The organism is Duncaniella freteri (assembly GCF_004766125.1).
In the GTDB taxonomy this organism is placed as follows: domain Bacteria; phylum Bacteroidota; class Bacteroidia; order Bacteroidales; family Muribaculaceae; genus Duncaniella; species Duncaniella freteri.
This window is the reverse complement of sequence record NZ_SJSA01000001.1, coordinates 1,919,014-1,931,703: the sequence shown is the minus strand read 5'-3', so window position 1 is coordinate 1,931,703 and position 12,690 is coordinate 1,919,014. Positions and strand designations below refer to the sequence as shown.

11 protein-coding genes are annotated in these 12,690 nt (G+C 50.7%); all 11 read right to left on the bottom strand.

Annotated features, from left to right (window positions below):
- Positions 1-126: 126 nt before the first annotated feature.
- Positions 127-2,121 (bottom strand): type I pullulanase, encoded by a 1,995-nt coding sequence (gene pulA / locus EZ315_RS08185; RefSeq protein ID WP_242452544.1) that lies wholly within the window; start codon positions 2,119-2,121, stop codon positions 127-129.
- A gap of 182 nt (positions 2,122-2,303) precedes the next feature.
- Positions 2,304-3,185, bottom strand: a complete 882-nt coding sequence (locus EZ315_RS08180; protein WP_135471641.1) for a Cbp1 family collagen-binding glycoprotein adhesin — start codon at positions 3,183-3,185, stop codon at positions 2,304-2,306.
- 24 nt (positions 3,186-3,209) lie between these two features.
- The gene (gene rsmI / locus EZ315_RS08175) at positions 3,210-3,920 is read right to left on the bottom strand and encodes a 16S rRNA (cytidine(1402)-2'-O)-methyltransferase (RefSeq protein ID WP_135471640.1); all 711 of its coding nucleotides are present in this window, start codon (positions 3,918-3,920) and stop codon (positions 3,210-3,212) included.
- 19 nt (positions 3,921-3,939) lie between these two features.
- Complete coding sequence (locus EZ315_RS08170; RefSeq protein ID WP_135471639.1) at positions 3,940-4,563, bottom strand: hypothetical protein; 624 nt, start codon at positions 4,561-4,563, stop codon at positions 3,940-3,942.
- Between the two features lie 2 nt (positions 4,564-4,565).
- Positions 4,566-5,933 (bottom strand): D-alanyl-D-alanine carboxypeptidase/D-alanyl-D-alanine endopeptidase, encoded by a 1,368-nt coding sequence (dacB, locus tag EZ315_RS08165; RefSeq protein ID WP_170957494.1) that lies wholly within the window; start codon positions 5,931-5,933, stop codon positions 4,566-4,568.
- A 5-nt stretch (positions 5,934-5,938) separates the two neighbouring features.
- The gene (gene surE, locus EZ315_RS08160; protein WP_242452543.1) at positions 5,939-6,700 is read right to left on the bottom strand and encodes a 5'/3'-nucleotidase SurE; all 762 of its coding nucleotides are present in this window, start codon (positions 6,698-6,700) and stop codon (positions 5,939-5,941) included.
- Between the two features lie 84 nt (positions 6,701-6,784).
- Positions 6,785-7,252: a hypothetical protein gene (locus EZ315_RS08155; RefSeq protein ID WP_135471636.1), complete on the bottom strand. Its 468-nt coding sequence runs from the start codon at positions 7,250-7,252 to the stop codon at positions 6,785-6,787.
- A 110-nt stretch (positions 7,253-7,362) separates the two neighbouring features.
- Entirely contained in the window at positions 7,363-7,863 is a 501-nt protein-coding gene (locus EZ315_RS08150; protein ID WP_135471635.1) for a very short patch repair endonuclease, read from the bottom strand.
- Between the two features lie 60 nt (positions 7,864-7,923).
- A complete protein-coding gene (locus EZ315_RS08145; protein ID WP_135471634.1) occupies positions 7,924-8,358 on the bottom strand; it encodes an NINE protein in 435 nt (144 codons plus the stop codon).
- 26 nt (positions 8,359-8,384) lie between these two features.
- The gene (locus tag EZ315_RS08140) at positions 8,385-11,369 is read right to left on the bottom strand and encodes a PEP/pyruvate-binding domain-containing protein (protein ID WP_135471633.1); all 2,985 of its coding nucleotides are present in this window, start codon (positions 11,367-11,369) and stop codon (positions 8,385-8,387) included.
- A complete protein-coding gene (gene serB, locus EZ315_RS08135; RefSeq protein WP_135471632.1) occupies positions 11,366-12,595 on the bottom strand; it encodes a phosphoserine phosphatase SerB in 1,230 nt (409 codons plus the stop codon). The genes EZ315_RS08140 and serB overlap by 4 nt, the downstream gene beginning before the upstream one ends.
- Positions 12,596-12,690: the final 95 nt, after the last annotated feature.

Sequence of the window (12,690 nt, the reverse complement as noted above, 5' to 3'; positions counted from 1 at the left end):
CTAAGCTTGTCTCGGTATTTCAGAATAAATTGAAGAGTTTCCCAATCGTCTCTGATGTGGTGTATTTTTATAACGCAAATTTACGTCTTTTCGTTTTAATCTCCAAACGAAAAGACGTAAATTTTTTCATTTCTCTTTTGCAAGAATGAGAGCTGAGGTTGCCGGGACTATGATTTTGCCACCCTTGGATGAGCCGAGACCGTCGGCGTTTATGCGTCCGTCCTCCGCAATCACTTTCCACTCGCCACGCGGAATCCTGACCTCCTGAGGTTTGCCGGAACCATTGAACACGAGTTTTATCTCCTTCCATTCATCTCCGTTGGCATTATCAATGAGAGAGTATGATATGAGCCCGGGAAGTGTCTTGTCGAATTTCAGGTGGCGAGCTACCTGTTCGGCAGTTGTCATTCTGAACGCAGGATGCTCCTTTCTCAGCCTGATAAGCTCCTTATAATAATCAGTCTGTCCGGCATTGACATGTTTCAGGTTCCAGTCGATGGCATTGATGGAGTCAGGTGATTTATAGGAATTGTGCACCCCTTTCTTATCCCTGAACACCTCTTCGCCAGCAAACATGAACGGAGTGCCCTGCGAGGTGAAAACTATTGTCTGCGCCAGCCGCGCTGCTCTCTGACGCTCGGCATCGGTCGCTTCCGGCATGGATTTGCGAAGTTTGTCAGTAAGCATCAGGTCGTCGTGACACGACACATAATTGATGATCTGTGTAGGGGCGGCAGCATATGGGAACTTAGAATTGTTGCCCTTGGAGTAATCGACCTGCGGATGATCCGTAGCTGCTACAATCCCTATCTTGACAGTCTCCTCAAGCCCTGGTTTGCCGGTAGCGAACCCACGGTCGGCAGCATCGCTGTAATGCCCCTTTATGGCATCACGTATGTCATCGCTGAACACAGCTATACGAGGCATTCTGGCTACATTCTCTTTAAGAGCGCGCTTTTCGACAGGCAACGGAGAGTCTCCGGCAGTCCACCCCTCTCCATATATGAATATCGACGGATTTATCTCCTTGAGGGCTTCTGCCACAAGGTTCATGGTCTCGATATCATGAATTGCCATAAGGTCGAAACGGAAACCGTCGATATGATACTCCTTAGCCCAATACTTCACAGAGTTGATGATAAAGTCCCTCATCTGCTGACGGTCCGATGCGGTCTCGTTTCCGCAGCCCGAAGCATCGCTGTATGATCCGTCCGGACGATGACGGTAATAATATCCCGGGGCTGTCAACGAGAAATTGGAGTCATCATTGTCAGCCGTGTGGTTGTACACCACATCCATTATCACTCCTATGCCATTGTCATGAAGAGATTTCACCATTTCCTTCATTTCCCTGATACGAGTGGAAGGCTCGGAAGGATTGGTGGAATACGACCCGTCAGGGACATTATAGTTAAGAGGATCATAGCCCCAGTTATACTGACCGGACTGGAGGTTTGCCTCATCCACACTGTTATAGTCATAGGATGGGAGAATGTGCACATGAGTCACACCAAGCTCCTTGAGATGGTCTATGCCGGTAGTCTCTCCTGTGGGATTGGTCGTGCCGGGCTCGGTCAGTGCCAGGAACTTACCCTTGTTCACAATACCCGACGAAGGGTCGATGGAGAAGTCGCGATGATGCATCTCATATATCACAGCATCGTTTATATGCTTTAAGGCAGGCCCCTTGTCGCTCTCCCATCCTTCAGGATCGGTATCCGACATGTTGATCACCGCTGCTCTTTCCCCATTTGTTCCTACAGCCTTAGCCCATACGCCTGGTGTCTCCTTCAGCCACTTGCCATTGTGCCTGATGGAGAAAGTGTAAAACTTCCCATAAAGCTTTTCAGGCAACGACGCCACCCAAGTACCTCCGTCAGAACGCACCATATCGATGGTCCTTACAGCCGGGGTGTTAAGTCCGTAGGAATAGACCGACACCTTGGCAGCCTCAGCCTCAGGTGACCACAGACGCCAATGCGTGCCATTGTCATCCACTGTCAATTCAAGGTCGGAACCTGAATAAACCGGAAAGTTCAGATACTTTACATCAGGATTCTCGGCTAATGTCTCCATGGTACAGCATAATGCGACACTTGTAAATACTGGAATAATTTTCATAACAGATTGGAAAGTAAGTATAATATATAAAATGAAAGCAAATCCATGCATGCCAAAACACAAAAGGACAAAAGGACAAAGAAACAAGTATCATTCAGCTCATTATAAAGCTGTTGTTTTCTTTGTCTTTTTGTCCTTTTGTGTCTCTATCCAAATAGATTATCGGGGATATGCGAGCGGGATCAATCCACCTTTATCACAAGGAAGTTGGATACCTGCCAGAACTTTGCCGGATCAGTGATCTTGACAACTTTCTGCCCATCCACATCTACGATCTGATAGGAGTCCTTGGGCTGGCTTGTCATCACCTCAGCCTTCTTGCTGTGGGTAGGTATCTCAGTGAGAGTGCGCTTGTCGGCATTCTGGAAATAATCCATATCGAAATCGCCCTTCATCACTTTGGTCTTGCGGAGGAATCCTGACGAAAGGATGTTGCGCTCCTTAAGCTCCTTGCTGTTGCCTATCGCATAGTAGCAGGCATTGAGTTCTGCTGTTGCTTTGTCGGCCTCAGCCTGAGCCGCATCCTTAAGTTCACGCTCGTTAGCGACATTTGTGCTCAGCGAATCCACCTGTGTGTTAAGACTGGTGACAGTGCTGCTGAGCTCCTCGATCTTGATGTTGGCTGAGGCAAGCTGATTGGTAAGCGTTGCGATCTCGGTGGTCTGGTCAGCTATCTGAGCTTTCAGATTGGAGATAGTGCGCTTGAGGGTAGAATTCTCCCCGCCCTCCTTGGCGAGCTTAGCCTCAAGGTCGGCAAGACGCTGACGACGCTCCTGAAGAGCCTGCTGGATAGCGATCATATCGTTGCGTATCTGCTCCTTGCGTGAAGCCGACTCTGCGCCGATACCGCCCGGAGTGCTTATGATTTTCTCAAGATCCTTTATCTGAGCCATCCCGTCGGAAATGTCATTGACAAGCACCAGAAGGCTGTCCTGAGTAGCAAGAGTCTCACTCAAGTCACCCTTGAGCTGCTGATTCTGAGCTTCTGCTTCACGAAGTTTATCACCGTTGCAACCGCTAAGTACAGCAGCTGCCACAATTGCGATTGATGCAATCTTTTTCATATTCTCTTAATGTTGAAAAGTGAGCTAATCCTTATATTTGTTCTTATGCACCTTCGGGGTATTATCCTCGGGGGCTCCCAAGACTATAACAATCTCGCCGCGCGGAATGTTCTCCTTGAAATAAATTTCCAGTTCTCCGAGTGTCCCTCTATGGGTAGTGTCATGGAGCTTGGATATCTCACGCGACACACTTGCCTGCCTGTCCGCTCCGCACACCTCGATCAACTCCCCCAATGTCTTTACCAGACGTAGCGGAGACTCGTATATGATACTTGTACAATCGTTTGCGGCGATCCGTTCCAGACGCGTGCGTCTCCCCTTTTTGGGAGGAAGGAAACCCTCAAACGTGAACCGGTCGGTCGGCAATCCGGAATTTACCAATGCCGGCACAAACGCTGTGGCTCCCGGCAGAGTCTCCACATCTACACACTCCCTACGGCACTCCCTCGTGAGCAGAAACCCCGGATCACTTACACCAGGTGTTCCGGCATCGGATATCAGAGCTATCGTCTCTCCGGCAAGCAGGAGTTCGATTATGGGACGTACGGTCGTGTGCTCATTGAACTTATGGTGCGACGAGCATGGGGTCTCTATCCCGAAATGCCTTAACAGGACACCCGACGTGCGCGTGTCCTCGGCAAAGATACGGTCACACCCTTTCAGCACCTCTATTGCCCGAGGGGTCATATCCGCCATATTGCCTACAGGAGTCGGCACTATATAGAGCTTGCCCATAATTTCTCTTAAGTTATATTTAGAAATGCTTTATGACCACATCCATGAACGCCTTGACAGCCTCGTTCTCGGGATCAAGGCACAGATCATCGTATACATACTCCTCAGCCTCACCGACATTTGACATCTCGGATATCACTTTGAGGGCATCATCAAACTCTTCCTGTGAGTCACGGAACAGTTCACGGCGGAAACGGAACTTATCATTGAGAGTAAAAGCCCTGAATATATCCTTGGCACGCTGACGGGCAAGCTTCTCATCGAGAGTGAGCTGCGAATCGTCAGCCTCGCATACCTCAACCCTGCTGCTCACAGGTGCCACAGGCTCCTTGACACCATTGGACTCTGCAACCTCCTCTTCGACAGCGGATGCTGCTACAGCACCGTCCGCAGCCTTGAGTGAAGCTTCGCAAGCATCATTGCTATCGGAGGCTATTACCGGAGCCTCTTCTGCATGTACTGGCTCAGTAACTGAATACGATTCCGCCCCCCTGACAGGGAAATCACCTGCAAGCTGAGCAATTTTATCTGCCAGCATCTCATCTATGGCAACCTCTGCATCGGCTCCGCGCCGCTGTTGCAACAACAGCAGACCCTCTATTTCATATGCGAGCCTGAGCAGGCTGTTATAATCGTGTGACATATCTATTCTTTTGATTCCTGCAAATTACCTTGCAAACTTACATCAAATAATTCTAATAACAAACGCTGAATATCATTTTTTAATGCAGCACGGCTACATCTGAACCCATTTGCCATGAAAACAAGCAGATGTGTAGGCTTCCCTTCCGAGTCAAGAAGATATCCGCTATAGGACTGGACCCCCTTCATCGATCCGGTCTTCATTGCCACCCGACCTTCAAGCGGCGTGTCGACAAGGAAGCTCTTCATAGTGCCGTCATATCCGGCAAGAGGCAAAAGGGAGATATATTCGTTGCCGAACTCCTCGGCAAGCATATGCCTGCTGACTTCACCGAGAAACCTGACTGTAAGCCTGTTGTCGCGTGACAGTCCGCTGCCGTCCACGATATTAACGCCATGAGCACTTATCCCGAGCATGGACCACACCGCCTGCACTTCTTCGATAGCCTGGCGGCGCGTGCCTCCCGGGGCTATAGCCCTGAGCATTCCTTCAGCCATCAGATTGTCCGAACGAAACATCAGGCTCTGCATTATATCACCGAAACGCGGGGAGCGATGCACGTATATATCTGTCTCATCACATGAATCCTTGACCGTGCCGTTATCCACACTTATGCCCGCTTCACCAAGCACTGCCAGTATCTCCGCGCGCATAGCCTTGCACGGATACGGCATCGAGAATGTCTCGCTAAAGCCTCGACGCATATTCCCGCTCACCACCATAGTCTCCGATCCGTCCTTGCGGTCGACCTTGACTCCGCGACGCTTTGACTTGACAAACTGAAATTTCAAGTCAGGCACCTCCGGGACAGTCTTTTTGGAAGGCAATGTGAGCCTAAACCTATTGTCGCGGAAATTCGAGCCCTGCAATCTTGCTCCGTAATACCATGGTATGTCCTCAGCCATCCATCCGGGAGGAGTGGTAGCGTCAGGAAAACGGCTCTCGTCAATGATGACATCGCCCTTGACACGACGCACACCAAGCCTAAGCAATGATGCGGCTATACTGTCGGCAAATCCCTTGGTCTCATCGAAATACTGCGATTCTATGGTAGGATCACCAACAGTTTTCACCACAATATTTCCGTTCAGCACACTGTCGCTCACCTCACCGGTTGCCGACACTACTGTGAGAAACCTCTCCTCACTGTCGGCGAGATTCAGAAGCGAGGCACATGTCACTGTTTTCATGACTGATGCCGGAATGAGACTCTTGTCGATATTGGCATTCACCAGGTCATATCCCCAACGGAGATCATGAATCCATACAGCCGTACGCATAGTGTCGATCCCAGCCACTTTCAATGGGAAAGCGACGAGCCGGAGCGCGGTGCAAAGCATCAACGCCACAGCTATCAGAAACCGTGACATCACCATCAGTCTATAAGGCTTTTGATAGCCTCTATCTGGTCGGCGGCAGTCTGGTCAGGACGGATAGGCACCACTGTGCCATAGTTTCTTGCAAGCCAGTATTCATCCGTGTCAGGATTACCGGGCTCATCATTGTGAAACTTGCCTGTGAGCCAATAGAACGGCCTGCCATGTGGCGACGTGTAATCACCGTATTCCTCCGTCCAGTGCCCGCGGGCGGCCCGCACCACCTTGACACCCTCAGGAGTGCAGCCGGCAGGGAAATTGACGTTCAGGCATATATCCTTCGGAAGTCCTTCAGCAAGCACTCTACGTATGATATCCGCAACAAACGGAGCCAACGGTTCGAAATCAGCCTCAGGTGAATGGTCAAGAAGCGAAAAACCTACAGACGGTATCCCGATAATGCACCCTTCCATAGCAGCACCCATAGTGCCTGAGTAGATATTGTTTACCGCAGCGTTAGAGCCATGGTTTATACCAGAAAGTATCAGATCGGGCTTACGGTCGAGGATGGCATGCATGGCAACCTTCACACAGTCGACAGGAGTGCCTGTGATGCTGAACATCCTTACACCATCCTCCGAAGGATGTGCTATAAGTTCGAGCGCGCCATTGACAGTCAGAGCAGATGATTTTCCCGACTGAGGAGCATCGGGCGCGCCAACCACTACATCGCCAAAACCGGAAGCGATCTTCGCAAGCTTATGCAACCCGGCGGCATTAATGCCGTCATCATTAGTTATAAATATAAGAGGTCTGTCCATAAGTATATGTTATTTCTAAACAAAGGTACTCATTTCACCTCAATACGGCAAATCATTAATAAATTATACTGCATCAGGAAGCGTCTATGCCTTGGGGCGCAGGTGGTCCCATCGGGTGGAACGCACTCCGGCTCCACGCTTGAACATGCGTCGTTCGGCACGTGTCATGGGCGGAGTGAAGTCAGGGCGGTTGATGGCATATTCCCGCTGATATTTTATGAAATCATCCACGAGCTTTTCAGTCCCTCCTCCATCTTCGACAGCGGCGTTGAGCAAAGACCGGGACTTGCGTAAGGCAGCACGCTCGCGGGCTTTGCGCGACCGTTCGATAGCGGCATCCACATCCTGCCTTAAAAACGAAAATGCCATCTCCTCCATAGCTGAAAGCCCGGATGCATACCCTCTGTCGCCGGCAAGGTAAAGATCAAAAGCTGTGACCATGCGCGCCTCTGCCTCCGAATCCTGACCGAGCACCTCATGGATACGCGAACGGAAACGATTGTAAGCCTTGCGGGATACCGGCAATTCTTTCCTGTCAACTGACCTTTTCATAGCTGTGATATCTTTGTGTTTAGATGGGACTTATAGAATTCTTTGCACAAAGTTACGGTATGTGATAATACAAAAAGGTGCGATAATGTCGCACCCTTATGTCTTTTCATTCAATATGGCAATCCGTATGCCTCGGGGGGTTCGGCAGCGAGCGAGCTTCCACCATCATTATCCGATGTGGAGGCATACCCCTCCCCTATCCCTGGGGTGCCTACTATGCGCTGATAGAGTATCTGCAATGATGTCTCATCAATTTCACACTCCCATATATGCATCACTATCCAGCCCATCTGACGTAACTCCACATCCACCCGGTAGTCACGTGCACGGTTGAGGGTTATCTTGTGAAGCCAGTACTCACGGTTGCTCTCAGGCAGGCGTGAATGCCTGCAACCCTCATGTCCATGCCAAAAACAGCCATCCACAAAGATGACTGTCCTGTAACGCGGCAATACTATATCGGGCGACCCAGGGAGCCGCCTGTTGTTGACCCTGAAACGGAGCCCCTGCGAGTAAAGGAACCTGCGGACAGCTATCTCCGGCCGGGTATCCTTACCCTTTATCGCCGCCATGCATCTGCTCCGCTGCTGCGGGGTCATTCTATCAGCCATAAAGGATTATTCCTGGTGCATCAAACTCACAAAAATACCGCTCTGACACACCATCTCTCATCAGAACAGCGGGAAAGTGGAAGAAGAGAGCACGTATTTACGCTCGAAGTCGGCTTGTGTCATGGTGAGCATCATCACACCCTGTATCAGCGTAAGGATTCCCCATAATCCACATGTTATGATCGAAAGAAGGATACATATTATCGCACCTCCGGCCTTTCCCATATAGAAATAATGCGCACCAAGCGTACCGAGAACTATCGCCAGCACCCCGCATACTATCTTGTCCTTGCCTGTGGTGTTGACCTCAGCGGGTGACTGCATACGTTCGGGATTGCTGAGTCCCTCCATCAGATCGGGGAACATGTAGAGCGGAGTCCATTTCTGGTTCTCCTCAGTGCAAACCGGAGTGTCGGGTGTGACAGGATAAGCATAGATCTGCTCCTTGGTCATCGGTCCCACTGTCTGACCGTTAAATGTAATAAAATACTTCATAATAAATTCTTATGTATACTGTAGATTTATTTATTCGGTTTCACTACCACCCCTGTGCCCTTAAGCCCGTTGACACCTATCACGAGGGGGTCTTCAAATGTCACGATGCGCATAAACTCGCTTTCGTATACAGCCGGCATGGCATCAAGGAAAGCCACGTCGTAAAGGTCGGTCACCCCGGCATCCGCATTGCGCTTTCTGGTAGTGTCGATGGTGAAATATGCAACGCCAAAAGACGTGAGGTTCTGGAAAAAGTGCGTTCCCTGGCTCGGCTCTATCCTATAGTTAGGCAACGCCGACTCTACTATGAGGCGGGCTGCCGATATGGCTGGCCACTTCACAGGGATACCCAAGGCGGAGTCAGAGGAGCCCCATCTGCCGGGACCTATCAGCAGATACCGTTCATCACGTTCAAGAAATCCGCGATTGATCTTCTCCATCTCACGTGCTATCAGAGAATTGTTGGATGAAGAGAACTTTTCGGGACGCACATACACCACAGTTCTCACCCCCTCGATGGTACCATGCCCGAGAGCGGTGGAGGATTTGAGGAGCAGGCAATCGTCAGGAGTAGCCATCACAGCCTCATCCACATTCTCCTTCCGGTCGACAATGGGACGTATCTGCAACCAGTAAAGACGTCCTTTCGATTTCTTGCCGGGCTCAATCATCCCCGCAAACTCGATCTCCACAGGACGCTGCATCTCCTGCTGGCCTTTTCGGAGCATAAAGTCGACCGCTTTGGCGAGGGGATACACATCATGCTTGAGCACATTATTGAACGTGACCACTTTACGGCCGTCGCTCTTATCATTGTCACGCAACACATTGTCGCGGAAATCGTAAGTCGACACCATGTAGGTCAACGCTCCCTTGTCGGCGACATCCTGCACACGCAGTTTTGCCACATTATATCCGTCCTCAACCTTTATCTCTCCCTTATCCCCTATCATATCGAGGGCATACATGCGTGTCTGCGTGTCACGGAGAGCCAGCTCAAGCTCCGAGGTCTGGAGCACATTTCCGGGATGGCGCGGAGAGAAACGGAGCCCCACTCCGCCATCCACAATATACTTTCCAAGCCCTACAGCAATCTCAGCCACACCGTCCTCAGGGGTCTCTTCCCCCAAAGGATAATAGTTGAGCGAACGCCCCACTCCCGAGAACGACGGGAAATAGTAACCGTCAAGGTCCTTGCCCACGACCTCCTGTAGTATCACAGCCATCTTCTCCTGATCAATCACATTGGATGTGGCTGTCATGTAGGCCTTTGAGTCGGCATAGAACACCGAGGCATACACACCCTTTATCGCATCGGTGAGCATCCCGAGCATCCTGTCCGGATCGGAGAACTTAGGCACCATGTAAGTGGAATATATTCCGGCAAACGGCTGATAATGGGAATCCTCAAGAAGGCTTGATGAACGCACGGCAATAGGTGTGTCCACCACCTGAAGCAGAGCCTTCAGGTCCTCACGTATCCTTTCGGGCAAGGCGGCGCGGAGGAAATGCCGGAGTATCTGCTCGTCGGGCATATCGCTCAGAGCTACCGGATAAAGCTGATTGCTCTCCATGAACTCGTCAAAGATATCGGTACATAGCACCACAGTGCGTGGTATGGAGATGGAGATGCCGTCAAAGTTGTCGCATTCGGTGTTCTTTTTTATTATGGAGTCGATGAATGCCAGACCTCTGCCCTTGCCTCCGAGCGATCCCTGACCGATGCGGGCAAAGTTAGAGTAATGGTCGAAACGGTCCTGACGGAATATAGCCACCACACCCCGGTTCTTCATCTTACGGTACTTCACAATGAGGTCGAAGAACAGCTGACGCACTCGCGGGGCATCGCTGATGTCGCTGAAACGGTGCTGCTTTATCACCTCGGCTATGGGGAACATGGCGCGGGAATAGAGCCAACGCGATATATCGTTGAACGATGCGTGCCAGTACAGTGCCTCGGCAGGGATATCGAAGATGGATTTCTGAAGCTCCTTGAGATTATGGATGCGGCATATCTCCTCGCCTGTCTCAGGATTGCGCACCACAAAATCCCCGAAACCGAACTCGTTGATGATAGCCTTGCCGAGGTCCACAGGAAATTTCTTGGAGTTCTTGTCGATAAACGTGCAACCCATCTCCCTGACATCATAGGCATTCTCTGGCTCAGAGCTTTCGATAATGAGCGGAAGATACGGATCGCGCCGACGCAGCTCCCTTGCCAGACGTATGCCGGCTTTAGGGTCCTTGGCACCCTCGCGCTTGAACGATACGTCACTTATCACACCGAGTATGTGTTCGGAGTATCTTTCATAGAGCTCCAAAGCCTCTTCATAATCACGTGCAAGCATCACTTTGGGACGCCCGCGCATACGGAGCATGCGCTCATGCTCGTTAAGAGCCTCGGTGGAGAACAGACGTGACTGGGTGAGGATGAACTTGTAGACTATAGGCAGCACGGAACTGTAGAACCTGACAGAATCCTCCACGATAAGAATCATCTGCACCCCAACGTTGTTTATGTCATTGTCGGCATTGAGCTTATCCTCAAGCAGCTTGATGATAGCAAGCAGAAGGTCGACATTCCCGAGCCACGAAAACACATAGTCAATGCCCGAGAAATCCTCGTTTGAAAGCCGTCGCGACACCTCTTTGGAGAACGGTGTCAGCACAATGATGGGCTGCTCAGGATAGGACTGCTTGATGCGGCGCGCTCCGGTGAAGGTCTCGCTGACATCGTTGCCAGGCATCATTATCACGAGGTCAAAGCTCTTTACCGCCATGATCTCCATCGCCTCAGCCGAGTTTGACACGCGAGTCACACGCGGAGGCGACGACAGGTTGAGCGATATGTACTCGAAGTAGAGCTGCTCCTCCACTCTGCCGTCCTCCTCCATTATGAATGCGTCGTAAGTGGAGGCTATGAGCAGCACATTGAATATGCGCCGCTGCATAAGGTCCTGAAAAGTAGTATCTTTGAGATATAACTGGCTTAAAGCATCTTCGTTCATCAGCTTTCGGTTATGAATGAGTCCTTGAATCCGAGGAAATACAGCACTCCGTCCAGTCCTATTGTCGAGATGGACTGCTCGGCATTGGCCTTGACCTTAGGCTTGGCATGGAATGCGATACCAAGACCGGCGGTAGAGAGCATGGGGAGATCGTTGGCACCGTCGCCGACGGCAATAGTCTGAGCGATATTGACATTCTCCACCTGGGCTATGAGGCGCAGGAGCTCGGCTTTGCGTCTGCCGTCGACAATATCGCCGAGATAGCGTCCGGTGAGTTTGCCGTCAACAATCTCAAGCTCGTTGGCATACACGTAGTCGAAACCATACTTCTGCTTAAGATAGTTCCCGAAATATGTGAATCCTCCTGAGAGGATGGCAGTCTTGTATCCGGCACGTTTCAGCACCTGCATCATGCGTCCGACCCCTTCGGTGACCGGCAGATGTTCGGCTATGTCACGCATCACGCTCTCATCCAGCCCTTTGAGCAGAGCCACACGCTCACGGAAACTCTCGCAGAAATCAATCTCGCCACGCATGGCACTCTCTGTTATAGCCTTTACCTTGTCACCGACCCCGGCACGCATAGCCAGCTCGTCAATGACCTCGGTCTCTATGAGAGTAGAGTCCATATCAAAACATATCAGACGGCGGCAACGGCGATAGAGGGTGTCCTCCTGCATGGATATATCGAATTCATCTTCCTGCGAAAGCTTCATGAACTTTTCCTGCATGGCATGCACATCCGAGGGGGTGCCTCGCACCGACATCTCGACACACGATTTTGACCTCGGCTGTTCCTCCTCGCCAAGCGGCATACGCCCTGTGAGACGCTGTATGGCATCGATGTTCATACCCTGCTCGGCAAGCACCGAAGTGACATTTGCTATCTGTCGTGCCGTGAGCCTGCGCCCGAGCAGTGTGATGATCCAGCGGTTCTTGCCCTGACGCCCCACCCATTCCTCATACTCCCTGATACTCACAGGGGTGAAACGGATGTTCACATTAAGTTCGCAAGCCTTGAAAAGCAGCTCCTTCATTATATTGCCCGACACACTGGAATCGGTCTTTATAAGAATTCCAAGTGAAAGAGTGTGATGGATATCCGCCTGACCTATGTCAAGAATGCCGGCATCGTACCTGGCAAGAATTTCTGACAGTGCAGATGTGACTCCGGGATGGTCCTGACCCGAGATATTTATGAGAATGAGTTCAAGCTCCGATTTTTTCATAATTATCTTTTGATTTCATATGCAAAGTTAACACATAATTTCTGTAAAAAAACTTTTTTTCATTATTAAGGTGCGGAGAGGTGCGGAATTATTAG

Excerpts from the sequence above, each read along its gene's own strand:
- EZ315_RS08150 (WP_135471635.1), bottom strand. The coding sequence starts at position 7,863 with ATGGCTGATAGAATGACCCCGCAGCAGCGGAGCAGATGCATGGCGGCG.
- EZ315_RS08170 (WP_135471639.1), bottom strand. The coding sequence starts at position 4,563 with ATGTCACACGATTATAACAGCCTGCTCAGGCTCGCATATGAAATAGAG.
- surE (WP_242452543.1), bottom strand. The coding sequence starts at position 6,700 with ATGGACAGACCTCTTATATTTATAACTAATGATGACGGCATTAATGCC.
- pulA (WP_242452544.1), bottom strand. The coding sequence starts at position 2,121 with ATGAAAATTATTCCAGTATTTACAAGTGTCGCATTATGCTGTACCATG.
- EZ315_RS08145 (WP_135471634.1), bottom strand. The coding sequence starts at position 8,358 with ATGAAGTATTTTATTACATTTAACGGTCAGACAGTGGGACCGATGACC.
- EZ315_RS08155 (WP_135471636.1), bottom strand. The coding sequence starts at position 7,252 with ATGAAAAGGTCAGTTGACAGGAAAGAATTGCCGGTATCCCGCAAGGCT.
- EZ315_RS08180 (WP_135471641.1), bottom strand. The coding sequence starts at position 3,185 with ATGAAAAAGATTGCATCAATCGCAATTGTGGCAGCTGCTGTACTTAGC.
- serB (WP_135471632.1), bottom strand. The coding sequence starts at position 12,595 with ATGAAAAAATCGGAGCTTGAACTCATTCTCATAAATATCTCGGGTCAG.
- rsmI (WP_135471640.1), bottom strand. The coding sequence starts at position 3,920 with ATGGGCAAGCTCTATATAGTGCCGACTCCTGTAGGCAATATGGCGGAT.
- dacB (WP_170957494.1), bottom strand. The coding sequence starts at position 5,933 with ATGTCACGGTTTCTGATAGCTGTGGCGTTGATGCTTTGCACCGCGCTC.